Origin of the sequence: Nonomuraea helvata (genome assembly GCF_039535785.1) — a bacterium.
Taxonomy (GTDB): Bacteria; Actinomycetota; Actinomycetes; order Streptosporangiales; family Streptosporangiaceae; genus Nonomuraea; species Nonomuraea helvata.
In genome coordinates this window covers 1,399,016-1,423,319 of the sequence record NZ_BAAAXV010000009.1, presented here as the reverse complement: position 1 = coordinate 1,423,319, position 24,304 = coordinate 1,399,016, and the positions used below count along the sequence as shown (strand labels likewise).

Annotated in this window: 26 protein-coding genes; 10 read left to right on the top strand and 16 right to left on the bottom strand. The window is 71.6% G+C overall.

The genetic code is table 11. The annotated features are described in order from the left end of the window. Positions 1–4: 4 nt before the first annotated feature. On the bottom strand, positions 5–1,465 hold the full coding sequence (locus ABD830_RS39630; protein WP_344999060.1) for an aKG-HExxH-type peptide beta-hydroxylase: 1,461 nt from the start codon (positions 1,463–1,465) through the stop codon (positions 5–7). 73 nt (positions 1,466–1,538) lie between these two features. Continuing rightward, positions 1,539–1,664: a hypothetical protein gene (locus ABD830_RS39625; protein WP_344999058.1), complete on the bottom strand. Its 126-nt coding sequence runs from the start codon at positions 1,662–1,664 to the stop codon at positions 1,539–1,541. A gap of 136 nt (positions 1,665–1,800) precedes the next feature. On the opposite strand from ABD830_RS39625, the gene ABD830_RS39620 reads away from it, so the two are divergent. Next, entirely contained in the window at positions 1,801–2,295 is a 495-nt protein-coding gene (locus tag ABD830_RS39620) for a sulfocyanin-like copper-binding protein (protein ID WP_344999056.1), read from the top strand. A gap of 56 nt (positions 2,296–2,351) precedes the next feature. Then, on the top strand, positions 2,352–3,329 hold the full coding sequence (locus ABD830_RS39615; protein ID WP_344999054.1) for a helix-turn-helix transcriptional regulator: 978 nt from the start codon (positions 2,352–2,354) through the stop codon (positions 3,327–3,329). 18 nt (positions 3,330–3,347) lie between these two features. Here the strand turns inward: ABD830_RS39615 and ABD830_RS39610 are convergent, their stop codons facing one another. Continuing rightward, positions 3,348–4,133, bottom strand: coding sequence for a glycerophosphodiester phosphodiesterase (locus tag ABD830_RS39610; RefSeq protein WP_344999053.1), 786 nt, complete (start codon positions 4,131–4,133; stop codon positions 3,348–3,350). 54 nt (positions 4,134–4,187) lie between these two features. Continuing rightward, positions 4,188–5,180 carry a helix-turn-helix domain-containing protein gene (locus tag ABD830_RS39605; protein WP_344999051.1) on the bottom strand — a complete coding sequence of 331 codons (993 nt, stop codon included), beginning with the start codon at positions 5,178–5,180 and terminating at the stop codon, positions 4,188–4,190. A gap of 72 nt (positions 5,181–5,252) precedes the next feature. Here ABD830_RS39605 and ABD830_RS39600 point away from each other — a divergent pair, with 72 nt between their 5' ends. Continuing rightward, on the top strand, positions 5,253–5,711 hold the full coding sequence (locus ABD830_RS39600) for a rhodanese-like domain-containing protein (protein ID WP_344999049.1): 459 nt from the start codon (positions 5,253–5,255) through the stop codon (positions 5,709–5,711). A 10-nt stretch (positions 5,712–5,721) separates the two neighbouring features. Here the strand turns inward: ABD830_RS39600 and ABD830_RS39595 are convergent, their stop codons facing one another. Together ABD830_RS39595 and ABD830_RS39590 are read right to left on the bottom strand one after the other, a co-directional pair. After that, positions 5,722–5,892 (bottom strand): hypothetical protein, encoded by a 171-nt coding sequence (locus tag ABD830_RS39595; protein ID WP_344999047.1) that lies wholly within the window; start codon positions 5,890–5,892, stop codon positions 5,722–5,724. Positions 5,893–5,908: 16 nt separating this feature from the next. Next, a complete protein-coding gene (locus ABD830_RS39590) occupies positions 5,909–6,286 on the bottom strand; it encodes an MFS transporter (protein ID WP_344999045.1) in 378 nt (125 codons plus the stop codon). Between the two features lie 60 nt (positions 6,287–6,346). Between ABD830_RS39590 and ABD830_RS39585 the strand changes: the two genes are divergently transcribed. From ABD830_RS39585 to ABD830_RS39575, 3 genes are read left to right on the top strand one after another with little or no spacing between them, the layout of a single operon-like run. Next, positions 6,347–7,333, top strand: coding sequence for an ArsR/SmtB family transcription factor (locus ABD830_RS39585; protein ID WP_344999043.1), 987 nt, complete (start codon positions 6,347–6,349; stop codon positions 7,331–7,333). Between the two features lie 36 nt (positions 7,334–7,369). Further along, a complete protein-coding gene (locus ABD830_RS39580; protein WP_344999041.1) occupies positions 7,370–10,006 on the top strand; it encodes a DUF7824 domain-containing protein in 2,637 nt (878 codons plus the stop codon). Positions 10,007–10,008: 2 nt separating this feature from the next. After that, positions 10,009–10,896, top strand: a complete 888-nt coding sequence (locus tag ABD830_RS39575; RefSeq protein ID WP_344999039.1) for a hypothetical protein — start codon at positions 10,009–10,011, stop codon at positions 10,894–10,896. Between the two features lie 49 nt (positions 10,897–10,945). Here the strand turns inward: ABD830_RS39575 and ABD830_RS39570 are convergent, their stop codons facing one another. Genes ABD830_RS39570 through ABD830_RS39555 form a run of 4 tightly spaced genes read right to left on the bottom strand, consistent with a single transcriptional unit; the run spans position 10,946 to position 13,885 of the window. Continuing rightward, entirely contained in the window at positions 10,946–11,278 is a 333-nt protein-coding gene (locus ABD830_RS39570; RefSeq protein ID WP_345002224.1) for an HIT family protein, read from the bottom strand. Positions 11,279–11,306: 28 nt separating this feature from the next. Beyond that, on the bottom strand, positions 11,307–11,918 hold the full coding sequence (locus ABD830_RS39565) for a class I SAM-dependent methyltransferase (protein WP_344999037.1): 612 nt from the start codon (positions 11,916–11,918) through the stop codon (positions 11,307–11,309). Further along, the gene (locus tag ABD830_RS39560; RefSeq protein WP_344999035.1) at positions 11,915–12,556 is read right to left on the bottom strand and encodes a TIGR04282 family arsenosugar biosynthesis glycosyltransferase; all 642 of its coding nucleotides are present in this window, start codon (positions 12,554–12,556) and stop codon (positions 11,915–11,917) included. Before ABD830_RS39560 ends, ABD830_RS39565 begins: the two co-directional genes overlap by 4 nt. Positions 12,557–12,592: 36 nt before the next feature. Continuing rightward, a complete protein-coding gene (locus ABD830_RS39555) occupies positions 12,593–13,885 on the bottom strand; it encodes a glycosyltransferase 87 family protein (RefSeq protein ID WP_344999033.1) in 1,293 nt (430 codons plus the stop codon). A 138-nt stretch (positions 13,886–14,023) separates the two neighbouring features. On the opposite strand from ABD830_RS39555, the gene ABD830_RS39550 reads away from it, so the two are divergent. Both ABD830_RS39550 and ABD830_RS39545 read left to right on the top strand, forming a co-directional pair. Continuing rightward, positions 14,024–14,995, top strand: a complete 972-nt coding sequence (locus ABD830_RS39550) for an NAD-dependent epimerase/dehydratase family protein (RefSeq protein WP_425567253.1) — start codon at positions 14,024–14,026, stop codon at positions 14,993–14,995. Next, a complete protein-coding gene (locus tag ABD830_RS39545; protein ID WP_344999028.1) occupies positions 14,992–15,651 on the top strand; it encodes a glycosyltransferase family 2 protein in 660 nt (219 codons plus the stop codon). Before ABD830_RS39550 ends, ABD830_RS39545 begins: the two co-directional genes overlap by 4 nt. Here the strand turns inward: ABD830_RS39545 and ABD830_RS39540 are convergent. Further along, positions 15,629–16,621 (bottom strand): helix-turn-helix transcriptional regulator, encoded by a 993-nt coding sequence (locus ABD830_RS39540; RefSeq protein WP_344999026.1) that lies wholly within the window; start codon positions 16,619–16,621, stop codon positions 15,629–15,631. The two genes, ABD830_RS39545 and ABD830_RS39540, sit on opposite strands and share 23 nt — an antisense overlap. Positions 16,622–16,684: 63 nt before the next feature. On the opposite strand from ABD830_RS39540, the gene ABD830_RS39535 reads away from it, so the two are divergent. Continuing rightward, complete coding sequence (locus tag ABD830_RS39535; RefSeq protein WP_344999024.1) at positions 16,685–17,830, top strand: epoxide hydrolase family protein; 1,146 nt, start codon at positions 16,685–16,687, stop codon at positions 17,828–17,830. A gap of 165 nt (positions 17,831–17,995) precedes the next feature. Here ABD830_RS39535 and ABD830_RS39530 read toward each other — a convergent pair whose 3' ends face one another. The 3 genes from ABD830_RS39530 to ABD830_RS39520 all read right to left on the bottom strand — a co-directional run bounded on the left by ABD830_RS39530 (position 17,996) and on the right by ABD830_RS39520 (position 20,656). Then, positions 17,996–18,403, bottom strand: a complete 408-nt coding sequence (locus tag ABD830_RS39530; RefSeq protein ID WP_344999022.1) for a hypothetical protein — start codon at positions 18,401–18,403, stop codon at positions 17,996–17,998. A gap of 54 nt (positions 18,404–18,457) precedes the next feature. Then, positions 18,458–19,687, bottom strand: a complete 1,230-nt coding sequence (locus ABD830_RS39525; RefSeq protein WP_344999020.1) for a serine hydrolase domain-containing protein — start codon at positions 19,685–19,687, stop codon at positions 18,458–18,460. Positions 19,688–19,954: 267 nt separating this feature from the next. Further along, on the bottom strand, positions 19,955–20,656 hold the full coding sequence (locus ABD830_RS39520; RefSeq protein ID WP_344999018.1) for a serine hydrolase: 702 nt from the start codon (positions 20,654–20,656) through the stop codon (positions 19,955–19,957). Between ABD830_RS39520 and ABD830_RS39515 the strand changes: the two genes are divergently transcribed. Continuing rightward, positions 20,598–20,924, top strand: a complete 327-nt coding sequence (locus ABD830_RS39515; protein WP_344999016.1) for a PadR family transcriptional regulator — start codon at positions 20,598–20,600, stop codon at positions 20,922–20,924. The genes ABD830_RS39520 and ABD830_RS39515 overlap by 59 nt on opposite strands. Before the next feature lie 177 nt (positions 20,925–21,101). Here the strand turns inward: ABD830_RS39515 and ABD830_RS39510 are convergent, their stop codons facing one another. Together ABD830_RS39510 and ABD830_RS39505 are read right to left on the bottom strand one after the other, a co-directional pair. Beyond that, positions 21,102–21,770, bottom strand: coding sequence for a response regulator (locus ABD830_RS39510; protein ID WP_344999014.1), 669 nt, complete (start codon positions 21,768–21,770; stop codon positions 21,102–21,104). Continuing rightward, a complete protein-coding gene (locus tag ABD830_RS39505) occupies positions 21,767–24,304 on the bottom strand; it encodes a DUF4118 domain-containing protein (RefSeq protein WP_344999012.1) in 2,538 nt (845 codons plus the stop codon). The genes ABD830_RS39510 and ABD830_RS39505 overlap by 4 nt, the downstream gene beginning before the upstream one ends.

Here is a 24,304-nt window from a genome sequence, read left to right as displayed (position 1 = left end):
GGCCTCAGGAACCCACGGGCACGATGAGCCCGGCAGAGAGCAGGTCGGCCACCCCCGGGACCAGGCGGTCCTCGGTGCCGGGTCCCGCCGCCTGGGAGTACCGGTCACGCAGCGACGACAGGTCCCCGCCGTCGCACAGCGCGTAGATCAGCCAGGCGTGGTCGTTCAGCCAGCGGAAGCTCGGCGGGGCCGGAGAGAACGCCACCAGCTGCCCCTGTTCGGGGATCGGGCACACCTGCACCGGCTCCGCCCGGCGGTAACCTCGCGCTCCCAACGCCACTTCCGGGGCCGGTCGCCCGGCCGCTACGGGCGCCTGGCCGGGCACGATTCCGGGAGCGATGGGGGCCACGTTGCCGATCAGCCAGTCGACGAACTGCCTGCCGGTAGGGGTCAGCAGGTGGCCGTACACCTGGGAGGCCTGCTGGGCGAGATAGGTGGCCCGTTCCAGGCTGGTGGTGTATCCGCCGTTCTCGCCCGCCTGGCTGCCGGGGGTGGCCAGGTCGACGAACTCGGCCGCGGGCTCGCCGTACCGGGCCCGCAGATCGGAGGATGCCTGGGAGGCAGCCGCGTGGAACAGCAGCAGGTGGACGTAGACGTGCATGGCGAACAGCACCCGCGTCAGCGTCCACGGTTCCACACGCCACGGGATCGGGATCAGCTCGCCGGTCTCGGCGGCCAGGGAGCCGGTCCGCAGCACGTCGAACAGCTTCAGGTGCAGCCCCTCGTGGAAGAGCGTCTCAGCGGCGGTCCAGGGATCGGACAGCCGTTCAGGGGCCAGGAAGAGGGCCGAAGGCAGCGGGTCGCCGCCGGAGACGGAGTTGAGGGTTCCGTCGGCCAGTTCGTCCCGGATGAACCCGGCCAGGGAGACATGCGGCAGCACTCCGGCGCCCGAGTGGGGCAGCAGTTCGGCGAGGAGTTCGGCGGCGTGGCTCAGCGCGGTGATCAGGCCGGCATCGGGACGCACCCGGGTGCCGGAGCCGTCCTTGGACAGCGTCCCCGCCAGCAGCTCCTCCAGCCGGGCGCTCAGTGCCAGGTCCGGTCCGGAGTCCGTTTCGAGATCCGTCCAGACCCATGAGACGGCGCGATCCGGCCACGGACGCACCCTCGGACGGGAAAGACGTTCACAGGGCCCGACACCGTCGAGCGTGTCCGCCACGCCCCGCTCCAGATGAGCGACCAGATCGGCGGCTTCACCGGTCTGGAGCTCCAGCGCGGTCATGTCGTTCTCGAACGCGTTGCGCAGGACCGGGTCGTACATCAGCGGGCGGAGGTCGGCGTCACCCGCCAGGGACAGCCGCGTCAGCCTGTCGGCGGCGCGGGGGTGGTACCGGGCCAGCACCTGAAGGCCCAGCCGGTAGCGGGCCAGGTTCCTGGCCTCGATCGCCTCGGCGGAGCCGAACCGGCGGTCCGAGCCGAGTGCCAGATCGATGTCGGATGTCAGTGCGACACCTGGTTCGGGAGCCAATGACGTCACCTCGATTTCACCGGTGTGGACCGGCGACGGGGACGTCCCGCCGCCGGTCATTTCGTTCTCTCCGCTACTTGGAGCTGGGAGAGGAGAACCTCGGCCGCCACGCGCGCTCGTGCGGGGCGTCGGTCGTCACGCTCGGCGTGGCGTCTCCCCTCAGCGGGAACTTCGGCAGTTCGACGGTCTGAGTCGGCATGCGTCTTCCTCCGTTCGCCATGGATCACTTGGCAGGTCGAATCTAGGAAGCCCGGGTGTGGTCCCGGTGTGGTGGCGATCTCTTCTAGGCTGGAAGAGAGGGCACCCACCCGTTCGCGCTCTTGGGGGTGAGCCCGATGAGGCTGCACGACCTGTGTTCCGCGGCCACCGCGACGGCCGCGATGACGACCGCGCTGGTCGCCGGCGCACCGGCGGCCGAGTGGCGGCAATGCACCCCTCCGCCGCTGCCGGGCAAGGTGGTGGACGTGACGCTGACCGACTCGGCCTCGGGGCCGATGCGCGTGACGGCGACCCCGGCCGGGGTCCCGGCGGGCACCGTGTCGTTCCGGGCGGCCAACACGGGCACAGTGGCGCACGAACTGGTCGTGTTGCCACTCCCGAAGGGCCAGGCCGTCGGGAAGCGGCCGATAGGATCCGACGCCCGCGTGAGTGAGACGGGCAGCCTCGGCGAGGCGTCGAGCAACTGCGGACAAGGCGAGGGCGAGGGCATCGCGCCCGGCTCCATGGGCTGGGTGACGCTGAAGCTGTACCCCGGACAGTACGAGCTGGTGTGCAACTTCCCCGGACATTACGCCTCGGGTATGCACGCGGAGTTCGACGTCACCAAGTGATGCTCCGCGTGTTAGGTTCCGTCCCGGACGTTCCGCTTCCGGATTGCGGGGATGTGGTGAAGCCCGACGCGAGCCCCACGGCACGGGCCCTGCTGGCCCTCGAACTGGTCCAAGGCAGTCCGGGCATCACCGCGGACCGGCTCGCCGGCAAGCTCGGCGTCTCCGAGCGGGCCGCCCGCCGGTATGTCGCGATCCTCCGCGAGGCCGGCATCCCGATCGAGTCCCTGCGCGGACCCTACGGCGGCTACCGCATCGGCCGCGGCCTGCGGCTCCCGCCCTTGATGTTCAGCGCCGCCGAGGCACTCGGCCTGGTCATGGCCGTGCTCGACGGCCATCACGACGCCGGCGACGCCGCCGACCCGGTCGGCAGCGCGCTCGGCAAGATCGTGCGGGCGCTCCCCGAGCCGGTGGCCGCCCAGGTCCAGGCCGTACGCCGGACCACGGCGCCGGCCCCCGACCGCGCCGCCGCCCGGCCGGACCCGGACACCGCGACCGCCCTCGTGCAGGCCTGCTCCAACCGCCGCCGGGTACGCCTCCGCTACCGCGCCGAGGCCGGGCCGGAGCGGGTCATCGAGGCCGACCCGTGGGCCGTCGTCGTACGCCACGGCCGGTGGTATCTGCTGTGCCGGTCCCACACCGCGGGCGCCCGCCGGGCGTACCGGATCGACCGGGTACGCGGGGTCGAGGTCCTCGACGACACCTTCACCCCGCCCACCGGCCTCGACCCGGTCGCCACGCTCGAGGAGCATCTCGCCGTCGGATGGGAGTACGACGTCGAGGTCGTCATCGACGCCCCTGCCGAGACCGTGGGCCGCTGCCTTTCCCGCGCACTCGGACGGCTCGAGCCGCTCGACGCCGGGACGTCCCGCCTGGTCGGCAGCACCAGCAATCCGATGTGGTACGCCGAACAACTCGCCGCGGTCCCGGCGCCGTACCGGATCGTGCGGTGTCCCGAGCTCCAGCAGGCCGCCCGCGTCCTCGGGCGGCGGCTGCTGGCGGCGGCCGGGAGCGACGACGACGCGACCGTCACCTGAAGCCGCGGAACAGCATGGTCACTGGCACTTTCCCTCAAGCCAGGCGTTGAACTGCGGCGTGTAGTCGGTGGCCACCCGCTTGGCGCCGCTCGCGAGCGCGCCCTTCCACGCGTTCTCGTTCAGCGTCCACGAGGGGGGCGGCTCCTCCCACTTGGTGACCTCGGGCCAGATGGGCCCGCCGCTCAGCACCTGGGTCATGCCGGCGTCGGTCACCCGCTTCTTGAGCTCGGCGGCGAGCGCGCTGTCGTGGGAGTACAGGATGATCTCCTGCGACCGGTAGTTCTCCTTGACGGGGTCGAGCACCTCGGCCCAGCCCCGCGTCTTGATGGAGGCGGTGGAGCTGAGCAGCGACTGCCGGGCCTCCGGCTTGATCTCGACCAGCCCGACCATGCCGGCGGTCTTCATCGCGGACAGCCACTCACGGAAGGTGTGGACGGTCTCGCCCTGGAACGGGCCGCGGGTGATGGTCCGGCCCTGGAGCGCGGTGTCGCCCGCTGCCCACCAGATCTCGGTGATGTTCTTCTTGGTGCCCGTCAGCCCCCACGTGGAGGTGTTGTGCCACATGACGGCCTTGGTGCCGTCCTTGGTGAGCTGAAGGTCGGCCTCGACGCCTGACGCACCCCATGACTTGTATTTCTGGATGGCCGTGGGATTGTTCGGCTGGCGTACCTGATCCCTCTCCCAGGCATTGGCGCCGGTGGGGTAGCCGCCGTGCCCGAAGATCTGCGGGCACGCGGGGAGGGCGACGGCGGACGGAGCGGTGAGTAACGAGGCCAGCAACAACGCGGCGAGGGGGACTGCCAAGACTCGCACCTTTCGATCTTGTGGTGCCCCGCACTCTGCCACATCCGGCGGCGGTCAGTGGCCGTGCTCCGCCGGCTCGGCCGCGTTGAACGCGCGCCGGTATGCCGAGGGCGATGTGCGCATGGCCTTCACGAAATGGGATCGGTAGGTGATCGGGCTCCTGAAGCCCACGGTGCGGGCGATCTCCTCCACCGGTGCCGCGGTCTTCTCCAGCAGCGGCAGGCTGGCCTGGACCCGCTGGGCGATCAGCCACCGGGTAGGGCTGGTCCCGGTGCACCGGGCGAAGTGGCGCAGGTACGTACGGGTGGACATGTGCGCACGGCGTGCCAGGGTCTCGATGCTGATCTCCTGCCGCAGGTTGGCCAGGGCCCACGTCATGGTCCGGGAGATCTGGTCGTCGTCGAGGTCGTGGGGCACCGGCGCCTCGATGAACTGCGCCTGTCCGCCGTCGCGGTGCGGCGGGATGACGAGCCGCCTGGCCACCGTGTTGGCCACGCTCGGCCCGTGGTCGCGACGTACGAGGTGGAGGCAGAGGTCCAGCCCCGCCGCGCTGCCGGCGCTGGTGAGCACGTCGCCGTCGTCGATGTAGAGCACGTCGGGGTTCACGCGTACGAGCGGGAATCGGCGGCGTAGCAGGTCGGCGTACTGCCAGTGGGTGGTCGCCGGGCGGTGGTCCAGCAGCCCGGCGGCGGCCAGCGCGAACGCGCCCGAGCAGATGGAGACGACGCGGGCGCCTCGGTCGTGGGCCAGCCGCAGGGCGGCGACCAGCTCGGGGGAGCACGTGCCCCGCACGTCGGGGACGCCGGGCACGATCACCGTCTGCGCCGAGGCGAAGACCTCCAGGTCGTACGGGGTGTCCACGGTCGCGCCGCCGACGATGCGCAGCGGACCGGGGCGCTCGGCGCACACCTTCAGGTCGTACCAGGGCACGTCCAGCTCCGGTCTCGGCAGACCGAAGACCTCGGTGACGATGCCGGTCTCGAAGGGCGACATGCCCTCGTACGCGAGCACCGCGACCGTCCGGCCGCTGTTCGCGACGGTGTGCATGGCGGGATCCTATCGATAGGCGTCATCCATGCCACTGTCGCGCGACGGGTTCGCGCCGCGACCATGGGCGTCATGTCAGCTGTTCTCTTCACCGCTCCCGCGCGGCCCGACGAGGCCGTCGCACACTTCGCCGCACGTCTGGCCTTCGAGACCGACGTGTCCGACGTACACGCCGACCTGGAGTCGGGCGTGCCGGGACTGATCGTGGTCGACTCCCGCAGCGTCGAGTCCTGGGAACAGGGCCACCTGCCCGGCGCCGTCCACCTGCCGACCGCGCAGATCGCCGAGCGGGCGCACCTCGTCGTCCCGCGTGACGCGGTCGTCGTCACCTACTGCTGGGGGCCGGGCTGCAACGGCGCGACGAGGGCCGCGCTGGCCTTCGCGCGGCTGGGATACCAGGTCAAGGAGATGATCGGCGGTTATGAGTACTGGGTACGTGAGGGCTTCGCGGTGCAGACCGCGGCCGGGCGCCTCGTGCGGGCGGCCGACCCGCTGACCGCCCCGGTCTCGGGAGCGGCCTGCGGCTGCTGACGCCGGATCTTCAGGGCTGACGGCGTAGTGGAGAGAGCAGGATCGGGATCCAGCTCACGGACATGATGAGGGCCCCCAGCCACAGCGCGGAGCGCACTCCCCAGAGCTCGCCGAGCCCGCCTGCCAGCAGTCCGCCCACGCCGACCGCGCCCATCAGGAGAAGCCGCATCGTGGCCGTCATCCGGCCGAGCATGGTGTCAGGCGTGACCCGCTGCCGCAGGCTGACCAGGAGCACGTTGTTGACGCCCGTACGGAAGGTCATCACGAACCACGCCGCCGCGGCCACCCAGATCCATGGCCCCCGATCCAGGAACGGGATCAGGAGCGCGGCGGGAGCGGCGGCCAGCCCGGTCCACCCATGCTCCGGCGGGCAGCCCGAGCAGCAGCACCGTGAGCGTGCCGAGCGCCGACAGCAGCCCGACCTCTCCCGCCCCTGCTCCCAGGGTGGTCACGGCAAGCAGGGGCAGCGCGACGTAGCTGATCTGGCTGCCGAACTGGCTGACCGCACCGGCCACGAAGAGGTTGCGGAATCCACGAGACCGCAGCAGCGGCTCTTCCATCACAGTTGCTGACATGTCCACCACAGTGCTGAGGTGGGGTCCAAAGCTCTATCGATTAAGTGAGACGCGAATCAAATGACCCTGGACCTGGCGTTCACGGCCCACGACATCGCCAACATCCGGTTCGCCATCTCGCCTTTCGGTGAGGTGGTGTCCAGCGTCCGGGTGGTGAAGGACCCGTCGGCGCACCCGCTCCTGCGCCCCTGGGCCGAGCAGGTACGCCGACGTCTCCGGGACGTCGACTGGCGCCTGCTGTCCGACCTCGTACCGGTGCCGACGATCAAGATCGCGGGCTTCACCTGCACCCCGCCGTCGACGTCCATGCCGGATCTGGAGCTGGAACTCGCCACCATGCGGGGCGCGGCCGCCCGGGTCCGCTCGGACCTGGACGAGATCCCCGGTCCACGCACGAAGCGGGTCCAGGCGCTCCACGACGACCCGGAGAAGGGGCTCGAACGGCTCGCGGTGGAGGTCGAGAGCTACTGGCAGGCCGTGATGGCGCCGTTCTGGCCGAGGATCAGGTCACTGCTGGAGGGGGAGATCCTCTACCGGGCCAAGCTGCTCGCCGAGGGCGGTGCCCAGCGCATGCTGGCGGACCTCGACGACGCCATCACCTGGGAGGACGGCCTCCTGCGCGTCCGGCACCGCCACGCTTCGGGGGCCCGCCCGCTGCGCGGTCTCGGGCTGCTGCTGGTGCCGTGCGTGTTCGTCTCGCCTCGGGTCGCCTCCGTCACCACGCCGCCGTACCAGCCCACCGTCCGCTACGCGCCGCGCGGCATCGCCACGCTCTGGGAGCGCCGCGAGCTGGAGCCGCCTGAGGCGCTGGCCGCCGTGCTCGGCAGGACCCGCGCCCGGCTGCTGGCCGAGCTCGACCGCCCCGCCTCGACCCGCGAGCTGGCCCACCGCGCCGGGCTCTCCGAGCCCGGCGTCAACCAGCACCTCACCGCGCTGCGCCGGGCAGGGCTGTGCTCGGCACACCGTACGGGGCGATACGTCCTGTACGCCCGCACGGCCATCGCCGAGGCCCTCCTGGAGAGCCACCTCCCTGGTGCCCACGGTTGATCGAAAGTGTCGGCGGGGCTGGTTACTGTCCCCGCCATGGATCACTGGAGCGGGACCAGGAAACTGATCGAGGCGCGGCAGGCCGATCGACTCGCCGAGGAGCTCAAGGCGCTGGACGACGAGGGCCGCAAAGAGATCGCGGCCCGATTACCGGCACTGCTGAAGGAGCTGCGCGGCCGGTTCGACCAGTGGGACGACGGCCTGGTGGACTACGCGCCCGTGCTGCGGGTGGCCGGCGCGGCCACGTTCGGCGGGGCGGCGGCCGTGGCGTCCTGGCTGTACCGGCGTGATTTCGCCCCGCGGTGGGCCGGCCCCGACAACGACGTGGACCTCGTCCTGGCGGTGCTCTCCGGTCGGCCCGCCGCCTGGCGCGCCGACCTGGCCGAGCGGCTGGTGCTGCGCATGCGCACCGCCGACGACCGTGGCATGGACCTCGCCCTGGCGCTGCTCCGCGAGACCGGCATCGAGCCGCCACCGCACGACCCGCTCGTGGCCGGCTGGTTGAGCCGGCCGCCCTCGGGCCTCGGCGACGACCCACTGCTCGACCACCTGCTGCCGCGCCTGTTCGAGGCGGAGGGCGCGGGCCGGGTGCTCCAGTGGGAGAGGGAGCCGCACGCGGGCTGGCTGGGGGCGCTGCTGCGGCTGGCGCGGGAGGGCCGGGTGCGGCGGCAGGCGTTGATCGAAGGTTGCCTGCGGCGCTTCGTCCGTGGTGGCTCGGCCATCGACCTGCGCTTCTTCGTACGCCTGCACGAGGCGCTGGAGGTCTCGCCCGCCGAGGCGGCCCCCCACGCTCGCGACTACCTGTGCCTGCTCCCTTCGTCTCCAGGCCCGGTCGCCGAAGTGGCCATGAAATGCCTGCGCGCCTGCGACGACCTGGCCGCCGACGACCTCGCTGAGGCGTGGGACGCGCTGCTGTTCCGGCCCGAACGCAAGTTCGTGCGCGCCGGGCTGTCGTGGCTCGACCGTTCCGTACGGCACAGGCCCGCCTTGGCCGGCGCCGTCGCCGCGCCGCTGGCCCGCGCGTTCGCCGCCGACTCCACCGAGCTTCAGGAGAAGGCCGTCGAGCTGGCCCTGGCTCACGCGGGCGGCATGAGCGAGGAGGGGCGCGCCACCGTACGGGAGGCGATCGAGCTGCTCCCTCCCCATCTCGGCCGGCGCGCCGTCAAGGTCTTCTCGGGCGGCACGGTGGCTGAGGCCGGGCTCGTTTTCGTACCGCCGCCACTGCCGGCCGCCCCCGAACGCGTCCACGACCTCGCGCCCCCGATCGAGTCCGCCGAGGAGATCGCCCGGCTCATGGGCCAGTGGGCGCGCTCCTGGGACGAGTCGGAACGGCTGCTCGCCGGATTCGTCGCACTCGTCAGTCGAGAGCGGAAGGGCGCGGCGGCTGCGCTGCGGCCGTCGCTGCCCGACAGGGACCGGTTCTCCTGGGAATACCGCCAGGACTCCTGGGATCAGGCCGATCACTGGCTCCAGGGCGCCGTCCGCTCCCTGACCGGCACCGCACCCACCCAGCAGGCCTGGCGACGCCTCATGCCGCGGGGTGGCCTGGCCGCTCCGCACCGGCTCCTGCTGCACCGTACGGCCGAGATCCTGCGGGCGGTCGAAGAGGGCACCCTCCCGCCGCTGCTGCTGGCCACCCCCACGCACAGCACGGGGCACGTGGCGGCGGCCGAGCTGGTCAGGCGGCTGGAGGTGATCGAGGCGGCCGGCACCAAGCCGCTGGCCGCCGACTTCCAGCAGGCGCTGCTGCGCCTGCCGCGCATCTGGGACCCCGAGGCGGCGGAGCGGGCGGGGCGGCTGACGTCCGCCGCGGGCAGGATCCTCGCCGAGTGGACCTGCCCGGCGGCCGCTGCCGAGCTGGCGTGGACCTGTACGAGCTGGGACTGCACGCACAAGGGCGGCGAACACGACTGGCACGCCCACGGCAACAGCCACGGTGTACGCCTCGTGCCGACGGCCACGGCCGTGCCCACCGGGCTCCCGCTGGTCGACCTGATGCTCAGCAGCCCCTCATACGGGTCCGACGCCGCGAACCTCGAATGGTGGCCGTCCATGCTGCCGTCACACCGCGAGGTCGCCGCCGCGCACCTGATGCCGTACGTGCTCAGGCGTTACTACGGCGAGACGCCCGTAGGACCGGAGCAGGCCCGCGCTTTAGCCCGCGCGGAAGGGCCGGCCGGAGCGGCGTTCGCGGTGGTGCTCGCCCGCGTCCTGGGCGATCCGAAGATGCCCGAGTCGGTCGACGTGCTGCTGGAGGTCGCCGCGCGGGACGAGCTGCCCGCAGCGGAGATCGGCCGCCAGGCCGGGCTGCTCGCGGTCAGCGGCGAGGCGCGGCTGATCGACCTGGTCGCCGCGCTCGACGCCGCGGCCAGGCGGGGCGCCCATGCGCACGTGTGGCGGATCGCCGCCGCGGCGCTGCCCGAGCTGCTGCCCCCGCCGGGCGGGCGACCGCGCCACGGCCTGGCCGGGTTCGTCACGCTCGCCATCACGGCCGCGGAGTGGTGCGGCGCGCGCGGCGAGATCCCCGAGGTACGCGACATGGCCGCGCGCAAGGGAAACAGCGGCCTGCTCCGAGAGGTCCGCCGGCTGCACGACCTGCTCGTCAGCGCCCCCGGCGTCACCGGCGTCACCCGCGTCACCGGCGTCACCGGCGTCACCGGCAAGGAAGGATGATCATGGCGTCCAAGCGATCAACGCGGAGTCTGCGGCGCGATGAGGGCCACGCCCTGCGGATGGAGATCGGTGACCTCGCCCGCGCGGCCGCCGGCTCCGGCTGGTCGCGGCTCGCCGTCCGCCGTACCCAGGTAGGCGGGCACGCGCTGACCAGCGTCACCCGCGACGGCCACGAGATTACCGCCGAGGGCATGGACGAGCCGTTCCAACGCCTGCGCGAGATGTCCTACCGGGCCGACGCCGGCACCTGGTTCACCTACGAGTTGGCGTTCTCCCCCGGCACCCGTGGCTACACCGGCCGGGTCGACTCCTCCGCGCCGCCGTTCGAGGACGTGCCGCCGTCGGCGGCGCTGGCGGAGCTGACCACGTTCCCCCGTGAGGAGCCGCCGCCCGGCTGGTTGCTGTCCGCGCTGCCCACCGCCGAGCCCTTCCCGCTGCCCACCTCGCACCGCGACTTCGACCGGTTGTACGGGCTCCCCGACTATCTCCAACCGCCGCCTCCACCGATCAACGGGGAGCTGGCGTACGTCCCGGCCACGACCATGACCGCTCGCGTGTTCGCGCACAGCCAGGAGAGCGGCAGCCACACGGTCTACCTGGAGGAGGAGGCGGATCCTGAGGCCGAGCACCTTCTGGTGACGTGCTACCAGGAGGGCTACTGGATCGCGCGCGAAGGCATGCACGGCACGAACGAGGGCGTGCGCTCCATCACCCTGGACGGCGCGGCGCTCCGGCTGGAGCTGACCCCCGAGGGCGCCGACGGTCTGGAGTCCGAGACCGTCTTCGAGGTCCGCCTCGACCTGCCGCCTGAGACGATCGGCGAGCTGCGCGCGGTGCTGCCCGGCACGCTGCGGCGCGCCGCCGGAGCACCGGAGCTGATCGGCTTCTGACCGGCGATGCCACCTCCGGGAGGTTTCGGGTACGGGGGTCAAACCCGCATCACGCAAGAGCCTCCCGGATCAGCGCCGCGTCCTGGTCGAGTAGCTCCCGCGAGCGCCTCTTCCAGTCAGCGGTCACCACGACGCCGTCCCCCGGATAACGCGGCACCACGTGCAGGTGGAGGTGGAACACATCCTGCCCGGCGGCCTCCCCGTCGGTCAGTGACAGCCGCACCCCCTCACAAGGGAGCCCCGACGCCCGCAACGCGGCCGACACCTGCCGTGCCGTCCGCCAGATCGCCGTGCCGACCGCGTCGTCGGCGTCCGCCAGCCCGGCCATGTGCATGCGCGGGATCACCAGGACGTGACCGACGGTGGCGGGCTTGTGATCCAGGCCACCTGCCGGTGATCAGCCCCAGCACCTAGCTCAGGCAGGCCAGCCAGCGGCCGTGTGCCGTCCAGCGCTCCACCTCCGGGAACCCGGAGGCGTGGGCGAGGCGCTCGATGTCACTCATCGACACGGTCGCCCAGCCGAACCAGTCTTCGGCGCGAGAGCCGATACGCAGCCGCACCCGGTCCACCCGGCTTCTCGTGTCCGGCGACGCGACCTCGGCCAGGACCGTGCCGCCCGGCCGGACGAGCTGCCTGACCCGGCGCAGCAGCGCCTCAGGATGGCCGCCGATGCCGATGTTGCCGTCGGCCAGCAGCGCCGTCGTCCATTGGCCGCTGCCCGGCACCTCGTCGAAGACGTCCCGGAGCAGGGCGAACCCGCCCGCCCTGCGGGTCAGGGCGACGGCGCGAGGAGTGATGTCGATGCCGAGCGCTCGCACGCCGCGACGGGTCAGCGCGACCGTGAGCCGGCCCGGTCCGGAGCCGATGTCGAGCGTGGGGCTGGCGCACCGCTCCAGCAGCGCCTCGTCGCCGTCGATCAGGTCGAACCAGCGCGCGGCCTCCAGCGCGACGCGCCTGCCGTCCACGTATTCGAGCTCGGTGATCGCTCCGCCGAGCGCGTCGGCGTACAGCTGCCCCATCATCGGCCCAGCCTCGCCAGCGTGGCGGCGAAGTGGGAGCCCGGTGCCTGGCCCGCCACGGTGGCGGCGTCGGCCGCGGTGTCGACGTCGGTCAGTTCGGGCAGCACATGGACACTCAGGCCCGCCCGGTCCAGCCGGTCGAGCTGGAGCTTGCCGGTCTCCGGATGCGACATCGGCACGCCCAGCAGCAGCGCCGGGTCCGGCCGGCGCAGGCCGAGCAGCCAGAAGCCGCCGTCGGTCGCCGGGCCGTAGACCGCATCGTGCCGCCCCAGCGCAGCGACCGCCTCGCCGAGCAGGGCGGGAGTCACCTGCGGGGTGTCCATGCCGATCAGCACGACGGGGCCCGGCCGGAGCCGGTAGGCGTCCGAGAAGGCGGCCGCGAGGCGTTCGTCCAGGCTGGAGCCGCGCTGGGGGATCACCGCGAATCCGGCGGGCAGCCAGCTGCCCGGCAGCCCGTCCAGAGCGAGCAGCCGCTGAGCGGCGGGCGTGGCGGACACGGCGCGCAGGCTGTCGCGGAGGGCTGCCTCGGCGAGTGCGGCGGCCTGCTCGGCGCTGAACGGCGGGGTCAACCGGGTCTTGACCCGCCCGGCCACCGGTTCCTTGGCGATGATCATGATTTGCGCCGTACGGCTGGGGGACATGCGTGGTCCTTACGAGATGGAGGCGGACAAGGAGGATCACCGGCGTACGGCGGCTGTCTCCCGAGAACGGCGTACGGCCCAGCCGACCAGCACGGCCAGCGCCGCCGCGGTGTAGAAGGCGGTCGCGGGGCCGGCACGCGCCGTCGGGCCGGCGACATAGGCGACACCGCCCGCCAGGGCCACCCCCAACCACTCCCACCGGCCGTCCATCGCGGCCAGCGCGACGACCAGCAGCGCGTACCAGGAGTAGCCCGGCGTGAGGAGCAGCAGCAGCGACCCGCTGACGACGAGCGCGCCGCGCCACGGCCGTTCGGGCTCGCCGTACCGCAGGAAGTAGAGAGCGATCAGGACGAGCAGCACGATCATGGCGTAGGGCGCCCAGGAGTCCGGCATCACCAGCCGTAAGAGGGCATAGCGGTTGCCGTCGGCGGGGCTCCCGTAGCGCTCCTCCTGGAGGTAGCCCGGCAGGTAACCCACGACGGACGCCCGGGACACCAGCACGTACGGCAGATAGGCGAGCGCCACGACCAGCGCGGCTGGCACAAGGACCTTGAAGGCGCGCCGCCATTCCACGCCGTTCGCCAGGACTCCCGACAGCGCGCCGGGCAGCGCCGCGGCGGGCAGCAGCTTGGCCGCCACGGCCGCGCCGAGCAGCGCCCCGCGGGCTTGTGCGGAGCGCATGGCGAGTACGACCAGCAGCACGGCGAGCATGTCGACATGCGCGTTGTTCACGGCCTCGATGGGGACGGCGGGGCACCATGCCCAGCAGGCGGCCGTCCGGACGTTCCACCTGCACAGGACGAGCAGCACGACGATGGCCATCACCCAGCCGCCGAGCTGCAGGACCTTGTGCCGGGCGCCGTCCGGCGAGAGCCAGTGGACCAGGAGGAAGTAGCCCTGGGCGACCGGCGGGTAGATGGTGGGCACGGTGGGGCGGTTGATCCTGGTACACCCTCCGTCCGGGAGCGGCCAGAGGTCACGTGCCTCGCACCCCGAGGGGAAGAGCCAGCCTTCGCGCAGGCCGGCGAGTGCCGGGTCGGCCGGCGGGTGGTCGTACGGGGAGATGCCCGCGGCCTGGACCCGGCCGTCCCAGGCGTACCGGAAAGAGTCGGTGCTGCTGCTCGGCGGCGCCGACAGCCCGGTCGTGACCATCACGATGCCGCCGACGACGACCAGGACGGCCAGCTGCCTGTCCGGCGTCCGCCGCGCCAGCCACACCGCCACCGCGAACAGCGCCCAGGCGAGCAGGTACCAGCCTATACCGGGCGCTCCGGCCACCGTCCGTGTCAGGACGACGGCCAGGCCCACGAGCACGACGATCACCTTCACGTCGGCAGCCTCACATCCCGGAGGCGGTTCGTGGCCGCAGGAGTGCCAGACGTTCGCATTCCATAAGAACCCTTACGAAGTGCGAACGTCGCTACAGTCCGGCCGCGGGCGGGGGCTAGCGTCGGCCGGGTGAACGTGATGGTCACCGGCTCGGCCGGATTCATCGGCAGTCATGTGGTCGAGGCACTCGAGGCCGACGGGCACGAGGTCGTCGGCCTCGACCTGCGCACCGGCGTCGACGTGCGCGACGACGCGGCGCTGGACCGGCTGCTGCCCGGCGTGGATCTCGTGGTGCACCAGGCCGCCAAGGTCGGTCTCGGCGTGGACGTCTCGGACCTGCCGGACTACGCCTCGGTCAACATGTACGGGACGGCCGTGCTGCTGGCGGCCATGGCGCGTCATCGGGTCGAGAGGCTGGTGCTGGCCTCCTCGATGGTGGTCTACGGCGAGGGCTCGTACGAGTGTCCCGGCCACGGCCGGGTACGTCCGGGGCCGCGCAGGAGAGAGGACCTGGAGCAGGGGCGGTTCGACCCGGCGTGCCCCGACTGCGGCCTGCCGGTCCGCTGCGTCACCATCGCCGAGGACGCGCCGCTCGATCCGCGCAACGCCTACGCCACCAGCAAGCTCGCCCAGGAGCACCTGGCCGCGAACTGGGCGAGGGAGACCGGCGGCAGCGTCGTCGCACTCCGATACCACAACGTGTACGGCCCGCGCATGCCCCGCGACACCCCCTACGCCGGCGTCGCCGCGATCTTCCGTTCCGAGCTGGAGGCGGGGCGGCCGCCGAAGGTCTTCGAGGACGGCGGCCAGCTCCGCGACTTCGTACATGTACGCGACGTCGCCCGGGCGAACCTGGTGGCCGCCCTGGCGCCCGCGCGTCCCGGGGAGCCGCGCGCGTACAACATCGCCAGCGGCACCCCGCACACCGTCGGCGAGATGGCCGCCGCGCTGGCTGCCGAACGGGGCGGGCCGGCCCCGCAGACCACCGGCGGCTACCGGCTCGGGGACGTCCGCCACATCGTCGCCTCTCCCGAACGGGCCGGCCGCGAGCTGGGCTTTCATGCCGAGATCGGGTTCGAGGCGGGTATGAAGGAGTTCGCTCGGTCATGACCGTCGAAGTGATCCTGCCCTGCCTGAACGAGGAGGCCGCGCTCGGCTGGGTGCTCAGCCGCATGCCCGACGGCTACCGTGCCCTGGTGGTGGACAACGGCTCCACCGACCGCTCGGCCGAGGTCGCCCGCGACCTCGGCGCCCGGGTGGTGCACGAGCCGAACCGTGGCTTCGGCGCCGCCTGCCACGCGGGGCTGCTGGCCGCGAGCGCGGAGGTGGTCTGCATCATGGACGCCGACGCCTCCCTCGACCCCCGCCAGCTCCCGAGAGTCACGGAACCGGTCATCGGCGGCGACGCCGACCTGGTCCTGGGCGCCCGCCGGCCGCGTGCGGCAGGCGCGTGGCCCTGGCATGCCCGGCTCGGCAACGCCGTCATCGCCCGCGGCCTGCGTCGCCGCACGGGGGCGCCGCTGCACGACCTCGGCCCCATGCGGGCCGCCGTACGGTCCCGGTTGCTGGCGCTCGGGCTGAGCGACCGCCGGTTCGGTTACCCGCTCGAAATGGTGCTGCGCGCGGCCGACTCCGGCTGGCGGATCGCGGAGGTGGAGGTGGACTACCTGCGCAGAGCGGGCCGTTCCAAGGTGACCGGCACCGTCCGCGGCACGCTGCGGGCTGCTTCCGACATGCGGCGGGTCATGGCCGATCACGTGAGGTGACGCGGGTGCCGTCCGGTGATGATCCGGCAGCGGTGGCGAGGCGGGCGGAAAGGGCCCGGATGCGGTCGATGAGCTCGGGCGGCTCGTGCACCTCGAAGTCGATGTCCATCAGCGCGACCCAGACGGCGAGCTCGTCAAGGTGGTTCGCGCCGCTGGACAGCGTGCAGGACCGCTCGTCGATCGGCTCGATCGTCCCGGTCGTGGCCGGCATGTGCTGGGCGACGACCTCGGCCGGAGCGTGCATCGTGAAGCGGCCCTGGTACCGGTAGGGCGCGCTGGAGATCGACCGGGACATGTAGGCCGCCAGGTCGGAGTCCGGAGGGTCGCGGGGGACGAACCGCGGCCCGTTCGGCGTCCGCAGGCTCAGACGGTCGATCCGGTACGTGCGCCAGTCGGCCCGGCCGGTGTCCCAGCCCAGCAGGTACCAGTGCCGTCCCGAATGGACGAGCCGGTAGGGCTCGGCGGCGCGGACGCTCTCCTGCCCGTCGTGCGTCCGGTAGTCGAACCGCAGGGTCTCGTGGTCGCGGCAGGCGGCGGCGATCGCGCTCAGCGACGCCGGGTCCACCGCCGAACCCGCCCGTCCCATCGCCACGGTCATCGACTGCAGCGCGTGCACGCGCTGCCGGAGCCGGGACGGCAGCACCCGCTCCAGCTTGGCCAGCGCCCGTACGGAGGTCTCCTCTATCCCTGACACCGAGCCCCCGGCCGCCGTCCGGAGCCCCACCGCGACCGCCACCGCCTCATCGTCGTCCAGCAGCAGCGGCGGCAGGTCCGAGCCTGCGCCGAGCCGGTAGCCGGGCGCGCCCGGGGTGGCGTGCACGGGATAGCCGAGCTCGCGCAGCCGCCCGACGTCACGGCGGACGGTACGCGCGGTCACGCCGAGCCGCTCCGCCAGTTCCACGCCCGACCACTCGCGGTGCGTCTGCAGGAGCGAGAGCAGTCTGAGCAACCGGGCCGATGTCTCCAACATGCGTTCCAGATTGCCCTATTCCTAGGACCGGATCTGTCCTAACCCGTCCCTAGCCTGTTCTTCATGACCTTCACCACGGAGATCCGTCCGTTCCACATCGACATCCCGCAGTCCGCGCTCGAGGACCTGAACGACCGGCTGGCGCGCACCCTCTGGCCCGACGAGCTGCCCGGTGTCGGCTGGTCGTACGGCATCCCGGTCTCGTACGTGCAGCGGCTGGCCGAGTACTGGCGCAGCGGCTACGACTGGCGCAAGCACGAGGCGGCGCTCAACGAGCACCCCCAGTTCACCACCGAGATCGACGGCCAGAACATCCACTTCCTGCACGTGCGCTCCCCCGAGCCGGACGCGCTGCCTCTGGTCCTCACCCACGGCTGGCCCGGCTCGATCGTCGAGTTCATGAAGGTCATCGGCCCGCTCACCGACCCCCGCGCCCACGGCGGCGACCCCGCCGACGCCTTCCACGTCGTCGCCCCGTCCATCCCCGGCTTCGGTTTCTCCGGCCCCACCCGCGAGGCCGGCTGGGACCTGCGCCGGGTCGCCCGCGCGTGGGCCGAGCTGATGAGCCGCCTCGGCTACGAGCGCTACGGCGCCCACGGCGGCGACAGCGGCTCGGTCATCTCCCCCGAACTCGGCCGCGTCGCCCCCGACCGGGTGGTCGGCGTGCACGTCAACGGCGCACTCGGCTTCCCGACCTTCGACCCGGCCGAGATGGACGGCCTCACCGAGGCCGAGCAGGCCCGCATGCAGATCTACGCCGACAACGACCGCTCCGGCTACGCGATCATCCAGGCCACCCGGCCGCAGACTGTCGCCTTCGGCCTGCACGACTCCCCGGCCGCCCAGCTGGCCTGGATCGTGGAGAAGTTCAAGGAGTGGACCGACCCCGCGCACGACCTCCCCGAGGACGCGGTCGACCTTGACCAGATGCTCACCGACGTGACGGTCTACTGGCTGACCCGCACCGCCGCCTCGTCCGCCCGGCTCTACAAGGAGGGCTCGGCGCAGTGGGGGATGCCGGTCGAGCGCTCGGAGGTGCCGCACGGGGTCGCGGTCTTCCCCGGCGACGGCGGGGTCCGGCGGGTCGCCGAGCGTGAGCACAACGTGATCCACTGGTCGGAGTTCGACCGGGGCGGCCACTTCGCCGCCATGGAGGCCCCCGACCTGCTGGTCGAGGACGTCCGGGCGTTCTTCCGCAAGGTCCGCTGACCAGCTCGGGGCCACCTGTCAGCGTGGGACAGGGCTGACGGCAAACCAGCGCGCCGACGGGCAGCGCCAAGCCCGCCGTGATGCGCGCGACCGGCTTCGGGCTTGGTGCGGTGCAAGCCCTGCGGCGCGGGTTTGATCAAGGCGCGATGCCCGCTGGAGGGATCATCAAGCGGCGTCGAGGGCTTTGGTGATCTTGCGGGTCATGTCGGCCATGGTGGGGCTGGGCCGGCCCTGGTGGGTGCGGGCGGCCGCGTCGACGGCGACGAGGACGGTGCGGCGGAAGTTGTCGGCCTCTGCCGGATCCTGCTTGTCGAGCAGGCTGACGGCTGCGGTCAGGGCAGGCAGCACGTGGTCGGCGAGTTCGGCCACGGACTTGCCGTTCAGGTTGATGTCCTTGGTCTTCGCGGCAAGCACGTGCCCGACCAGGCCGGTGGCGGAGGCCAGGGCGATGGAGCCTTCAGTGGCGGTCTTGTGCGGCTTGCCGGCGGCATCGGCGGCGGCCAGCAGCGAGACGGCGCCGTAGGCGGCGGTGCGCAGGGTGGCCTTGTCCTGGTCGGTAAGGGTGATGGACATGGTGATGTGCTCCCTTGGAATCTGTTGCGGGCGTGGCGGGGCGTGCGTTCGGTGTCAGTTGTCGATGGCCTGGTAGAGCGTGGTCCAGAAGTCGTGCATCAGCTGGATCGGGTTCGGGACGGACGCCCCGACCTGGGTGAGCAGGATGCCGGTGAGCTGGTTGGACGGGTCGGCGTAGGTCGAGGTGCCACTTCCGCCGTCCCAGCCGAACTGGCCGATGGGGGCGTAGTCGCCGCGGTAGGTGCGCACCGCCATCCCGAAGCCCCAACCGCCGTGCTGCCCCTGGCCGAAGGAGATGTGGACGCTGTCGCGCGCCAGGGCGCTGCGGGCGGCGTTCTGCTCGGGCGTGAGCTGGTTGGTGGTCATCAACTCGACCGCGGGCCGGGACAGGATCCGCTGATTGCCGTGCATCCCGCCGTTGAGGAGCATCCGGAAGTAGGCGTGGTAGTCGTCGGCGGTGGAGACCAGCCCGCCGCCGCTGCCCTGGAACGCCGGAGGCCGGCTCCACCGTCCCCCTTCGGCCTCGTCCCACACGAGGAACTCGCCGGTCTGCGGGTCGGGGGCGTACAGGGTCGGCAGCCGGTCGATCTGGTCGGCGGGCACGTGGAAACCCGTGTCCTTCATCCCCAGCGGACCGAAGATGCGCTCCCGCAGGAACGTCTCGAACGACTGGCCCGTGACCCTGGCGACCAGCACGCTGATGACATCGTGGCTGATCTGGTACTGCCACCGCTCTCCGGGCTGGTACATCAGCGGAAGCGTGCCCAGGCGGCGCATCCACTCATCCGGCCCGGGCATCGGCTCCGGCAGGTTGGGCGTGAGCCCCTGCTCGAAGACCGCGTTCATGATCGGAGTGCCCAGCGAGGTGAAGTCCATGCCGAGGCCGAAGGTGGAGGTCAGCAGGTCCCGTACGGTGATCGGCCGCCGCGCCGGCACGGTGTCGTCCAGCGGGCTGTCGATCCGCTTCAGCACCTGCCGGTCGGCGAGTTCGGGCAGCCACTCCTGTACCGGGTCATCCAGCCGCAGCCGGCACTCGTCCAGCAGGACCATCGCCGCCGCCATCGCCACCGGCTTGGACGTCGAGGCCATCCGGAAGATCGTGTCCCGGCGCATCGGCGCGCCACCGTCATGCCGCATCGTCCCGAGCGTTTCGACGTGTGTCTCATCGCCCCGGCTGACCAGGGCCACGAGCCCGGGAATCTTCTTGGACTCGACATGCCGCGCCAGCACGTCGTGCAGCATGCGCAGCCCCGCCTCAGAGAAGCCGCTGTTGCCCTGTCCCATGATGAATCTCCTTTGCGCACCGTGTTCAACCTGCGAGACCGGCCTCGAGGCCGCCATCGCTGAACCGTTCATGGGCTCCACCATCGCCGACCGCTCTGATACCGGGCCGACGCCGTACTGACACGGTCGCTGACACGGCACAGCAGCAGACCTGATCGCGATGACGATGTCTGTCGCGACCTCAGCTGAGCGCAGAACGTGGCGGCGTCGATGGCCGGAGTCCGGTCGAGGTCTTCTGCCGGGCCGACCTCGACCAAGATGGGCACGTCAGTCGTCGATCGCCTGGTAGAGGGTGGTCCAGAAGTCGTGGATGGCCCGCGCCGAGTCCGGGGTGGACATCCCGGTCTGGGTGAGCAGGATGCCGACGAGCTGGTTGTGCGGGTCGGCGTATGTGGTGGTGCCGGCTCCGCCGAACTGGCCGATGGGGGCGTAGTCGCCGCGGTAGGTGCGCACCGCCATGCCGAAGCCCCAGCCGCCGTGCTGCCCCAGGCCGTACCCCCGATGGACGGAGTCGCGGGCCCAGGCCTCTCGGGCGGCCAACTGCTCGGGGGTGAGGCGGTTGGTGGTCATCAGCTCGACGGCGGACCGGGACAGGATGCGCCGGCCGCTGTGCGTGTCGCCGTTGAGCAGCATCCGGAAGTAGGCGTGGTAGTCGTCGGCGGTGGAGTCGAGTCCGCCGCCGCCTGACTGGAACACCGGGGGCGTGCTGTGGTGTCCCCCTTGGGCCGGGTCCTCCACGATGAACTCTCCGGTCTGCCAGTCAAGCGCGCCCTGCAACGGTGGCGATGAGGTGCCCGCCGGCCCGGGGGGATGTGCTCGCCGCTTGCTGGGCAAGGGACCACTACTCTGTGATACTTTGTAGCGGTATTCGGTGCCACCGAGTACCAGGAGCAAGGGAAGAGGATCAACGATGGACGGCCTGACGGAGATGCTGAAGGGCACGCTCGAGGGCTGCGTGCTGGAGATCATCGGCAACGAGGAGACCTACGGGTACGCCATCACGCGTCGGCTGAACGAACTCGGCTTCGCCGACGTCGTCGAGGGGACGGTTTACACCATCCTGCTGCGGCTGGAGAAGAACGGGCTCGTCCAGGTGACGAAACGACCGTCCGGGCAGGGTCCGCCGCGCAAGTTCTATGCGCTCAACGACGCGGGGCGCGAAGAACTCGCGACGTTCTGGGCGAAATGGGAGTACGTCTCATCACGGATCCACAAGCTCAAGGAGGGCGGGAGATGAACTTCTGGGAGACCATCACAGGCAGCGATCTCACCAGGGAATGGAAGGCGTGACCGACTCGCGTTCTGTCACTTCGAGCACGTTCTCGGCGTCGCGCGGCTCAGCACTCGACAGGTTCCAGGACACCACAGCTCGCCGCCGAAAGGATGAGTTCGGCGCCGAGCCGCTGCGAAGGCGTCATGGGGTGAAGCGGTAGCCCATGCCCGGCTCAGTGATCAGATGGACCGGACGAGCCGGGTCGCGTTCGAACTTCTTGCGCAATTGGGCCATGTACTGGCGCAGATAGTGGGTCTCCTTGACGTGCTTGTTGCCCCACACCTCGGTCAGTAGATAACGCTGGGGTACGAGCCGGCCGGGGTTGCGGAGCAGGATCTCCAGGATGTGCCACTCGGTAGGGGTCAGACGCACGCCGCCGGAAATGGTCTTGCCCACGAGGTCGACCGTGTGGTCGCCGAGCTGGATGCTCGCCAGTTCGGCCTCGTGGATGGCGGCGCGGCGGGAGACGGCGCGGATGCGGGCGAGGAACTCCTCGATGCCGAACGGCTTCGTCACATAGTCGTCGGCACCGGCGTCCAGAGCGTCGATCTTGTCCTGGCTTCCCGCCCGGCCGGACAGCACGACGATGGGGATCCGGGTCCAGCCACGCAACCCGTGGATGACGTCCACGCCGTCGATGTCGGGCAGGCCGAGATCGAGGACGACCAGGTCGGGGTGCCACTCGGCGGCTTCCCGCAGCGCGGAGGAGCCGTCCTCGGCGACCGCGACCTCGTAGTGGCGGGCGGCCAGGTTGATGCGCAGCGCGCGCAGGATCTGTGGTTCGTCGTCGACGACGAGGATCTTGGTCATGCTGTCACCGCCTGGGATGAGATGGGCATCTGGACAGTCATGGTGAGACCTCCCCCTGGTGTCTCTTCGGGTACGAGGGTGCCTCCCATGGCCTCGGTCAGGCCGCGGGAGAGTGCGAGCCCGAGACCCACCCCCGTGCCGTTGTCGCGGTCGCCGAGCCGCTGGAACGGCTGGAAGACGCGGTCGTAGTATTCGCGTGGAATTCCGGGCCCCCGGTCGATGACGCGGATCTCGACCTGGTCGTCGTGCCAGCTGGCGGTGATGAGCACCCTCTGGCCGGCGGGGCTGTGGCGGACGGCGTTGGTCATCAGGTTGACCAGGACGCGCTCCAGCAGCGCGGGGTCGGCGACGATCTCGGGCAGGTCGATGGAGACGTCGCCCTCGACACGGTCGCGCAGCGATCCGAGGTCGTCGATCGCCCGGGGCACGACCTCTTCCAGGGCGACGGGCTGGAGTGCCAGGCCGAGCGCGCCGGCCTGCAGCCGGCTCATGTCGAGCAGGTTCTCCACCAGCCGGTCGAGCCGGGCCAGCGATTCGTGGGCGGTGTCGAGCAGTTCGTCGTGGTCCTGGGGCGACCAGTCGATGTCAGGGCTGCGCAGACTGTCCACGGAGGCCTTGGCGGCTGCCAGCGGGGTGCGCAGGTCGTGGCTGACGGCGGCGAGCAGGGCGGTGCGCATCCTGTCGGCCTCGGCCAGGGGTTTGGCCTGTTCGGCCTCCTCCTCCAGGCGTTCCTGGCGCAGCGCGACGGCGGCTTCGGCGGCGAACGCCTCCAGCACGCGCCGGTCACTGGCGTCCAGCAGCCGGCCGCGTGCGGCGAGCACCAGCCGGTCGCTGATCTGCACATCTGTGTCGGCTGCCGCGGGGGCGGTGCACGGAGTCTGGCCGGAGGTGGCGATGATGCGCCATGCGGCCGGCTCCGACTGGTCGTCCGGGGTGGGCTCGCTGCGACGTTCGAGCAGGGTGACCGAGTCCAGCCCGAACGTCTCGCGCAGGCGGCCGAGCAGCGACGGCAGCGCCGCCTCGCCACGCAGCACGTGCCCGGCCAGCGTGGACAGCGCCTCGGCGTCCGCACGGGCGCGGGCCGCTTCTCTGGTACGGCGGGCCGCCAGGTCGACGATCGTGCTGACGGCGGCGGCGACCAGCACGAAGACGATCAGCGCGAGCAGGTTCTCTGGATCGGAGATCGTGAGTTCCCCGACCGGAGGCGTGAAGTACCAGTTGAGCAGCAGGGACCCGCCGACGGCGGCGGTGAAGGCGGGCCAGGTGCCGCCGATGAGGGCGACGCCGACGACCAGGCAGAGGAAGAGCAGGATCTCGCTCGGCAGCGAGAGCACGTCGCGGAAGGGCAGCAGAGCGGCGGTCAGCAGCGGCAGGCCGACGATGGCGACAGCCCAGCCGATGATGCGGCGCTTGCGGTCCAGCGCCGCGCGGGAGCGGTCTGGTTGGCGGCGGCCCTTCTTGGCCTCCTCGTGGGTGACGAGGTGGACGTCGATGGAGCCGGACAGGGCCGTGGTCTCCACGCCGACGCCGCGGGAGAAGATCTGCGCGAAGCGGCCTCTTCTCGATGCGCCGAGGACGAGCTGGGTGGCGTTGACGCCGCGGGCGAAGTCGAGCAGGGCGCGGGGGATGTCGTCGCCGACGACCTGGTGGTAGGTGCCGCCCATGCTCTCGACCAGGGTGCGCTGGCGGGCCAGGTTGGCCGGGTCGCCGCCGGCCAGCCCGTCGGAGCTGGTCACGTGAACGGCCAGGAGGTCCGCGCCCTTGGTGCGGGCGGCGATGCGGGCGGCCCGCCGTACCAGGGTGTCGCCTTCGGGGCCGCCGGTCAGCGCGACCACCACGCGTTCGCGGGTCTCCCAGGTGCCCGCGATGCCGTGCTCGGCGCGGTAACTGTCGAGCTGGTCGTCGACCTTGCCCGCGACCCAGAGCAGGGCCAGCTCGCGCAGCGCGGTCAGGTTGCCGACGCGGAAGTAGTTCGACAGGGCCGCGTCGACCTTCTCGGGGGCGTACACGTTGCCGTGGGCCATGCGGCGGCGCAGGGCTTCGGGCGACATGTCGACCAGCTCGACCTGGTCGGCCCGCCGGACCACCTCGTCGGGGACCGTCTCCCGCTGCGGGATGCCGGTGATCTCCTGGACGACGTCGTTGACCGATTCCAGATGCTGGATGTTGACCGTGGAGACGACGTCGATGCCGGCGTCGAGGATCTCGTCGATGTCCTGCCAGCGCTTGGCGTTCTTGGAGCCGGGCACGTTGGTGTGAGCCAGCTCGTCGATCAGCGCCACCGTCGGCTTACGCTCGATGACGGCGTCCACATCCAGCTCGGCGAAGGTCGCCCCGCGATAGACCAGCGTCTTGCGCGGGATCACCTCCATGCCCTCCAGCAGGGCGGCGGTACGGGGACGGTCGTGGGTCTCGACGAAGCCCACGACCACGTCACGGCCGCGTTCGAGCCCGCGGCGGCCCTCGCCGAGCATCGCGTACGTCTTGCCGACCCCGGGCGCGGCGCCCAGGTAGACCCTCAGCCGCCCGCGCAT

Coding starts and splice junctions, on each gene's coding strand:
- ABD830_RS39545 (WP_344999028.1), top strand. CDS start 14,992: ATGACCGTCGAAGTGATCCTGCCCTGCCTGAACGAGGAGGCCGCGCTC.
- ABD830_RS39560 (WP_344999035.1), bottom strand. CDS start 12,556: ATGTCCCCCAGCCGTACGGCGCAAATCATGATCATCGCCAAGGAACCG.
- ABD830_RS39595 (WP_344999047.1), bottom strand. CDS start 5,892: ATGACGGCCACGATGCGGCTTCTCCTGATGGGCGCGGTCGGCGTGGGC.
- ABD830_RS39535 (WP_344999024.1), top strand. CDS start 16,685: ATGACCTTCACCACGGAGATCCGTCCGTTCCACATCGACATCCCGCAG.
- ABD830_RS39530 (WP_344999022.1), bottom strand. CDS start 18,403: ATGTCCATCACCCTTACCGACCAGGACAAGGCCACCCTGCGCACCGCC.
- ABD830_RS39580 (WP_344999041.1), top strand. CDS start 7,370: ATGGATCACTGGAGCGGGACCAGGAAACTGATCGAGGCGCGGCAGGCC.
- ABD830_RS39585 (WP_344999043.1), top strand. CDS start 6,347: ATGACCCTGGACCTGGCGTTCACGGCCCACGACATCGCCAACATCCGG.
- ABD830_RS39505 (WP_344999012.1), bottom strand. CDS start 24,304: ATGCGCGGGCGGCTGAGGGTCTACCTGGGCGCCGCGCCCGGGGTCGGC.
- ABD830_RS39515 (WP_344999016.1), top strand. CDS start 20,598: ATGGACGGCCTGACGGAGATGCTGAAGGGCACGCTCGAGGGCTGCGTG.
- ABD830_RS39540 (WP_344999026.1), bottom strand. CDS start 16,621: ATGTTGGAGACATCGGCCCGGTTGCTCAGACTGCTCTCGCTCCTGCAG.
- ABD830_RS39620 (WP_344999056.1), top strand. CDS start 1,801: ATGAGGCTGCACGACCTGTGTTCCGCGGCCACCGCGACGGCCGCGATG.
- ABD830_RS39510 (WP_344999014.1), bottom strand. CDS start 21,770: ATGACCAAGATCCTCGTCGTCGACGACGAACCACAGATCCTGCGCGCG.
- ABD830_RS39575 (WP_344999039.1), top strand. CDS start 10,009: ATGGCGTCCAAGCGATCAACGCGGAGTCTGCGGCGCGATGAGGGCCAC.
- ABD830_RS39565 (WP_344999037.1), bottom strand. CDS start 11,918: ATGATGGGGCAGCTGTACGCCGACGCGCTCGGCGGAGCGATCACCGAG.
- ABD830_RS39625 (WP_344999058.1), bottom strand. CDS start 1,664: ATGCCGACTCAGACCGTCGAACTGCCGAAGTTCCCGCTGAGGGGAGAC.
- ABD830_RS39600 (WP_344999049.1), top strand. CDS start 5,253: ATGTCAGCTGTTCTCTTCACCGCTCCCGCGCGGCCCGACGAGGCCGTC.
- ABD830_RS39605 (WP_344999051.1), bottom strand. CDS start 5,180: ATGCACACCGTCGCGAACAGCGGCCGGACGGTCGCGGTGCTCGCGTAC.
- ABD830_RS39550 (WP_425567253.1), top strand. CDS start 14,024: ATGGTCACCGGCTCGGCCGGATTCATCGGCAGTCATGTGGTCGAGGCA.
- ABD830_RS39590 (WP_344999045.1), bottom strand. CDS start 6,286: ATGTCAGCAACTGTGATGGAAGAGCCGCTGCTGCGGTCTCGTGGATTC.
- ABD830_RS39525 (WP_344999020.1), bottom strand. CDS start 19,687: ATGGGACAGGGCAACAGCGGCTTCTCTGAGGCGGGGCTGCGCATGCTG.
- ABD830_RS39520 (WP_344999018.1), bottom strand. CDS start 20,656: ATGATCTCCAGCACGCAGCCCTCGAGCGTGCCCTTCAGCATCTCCGTC.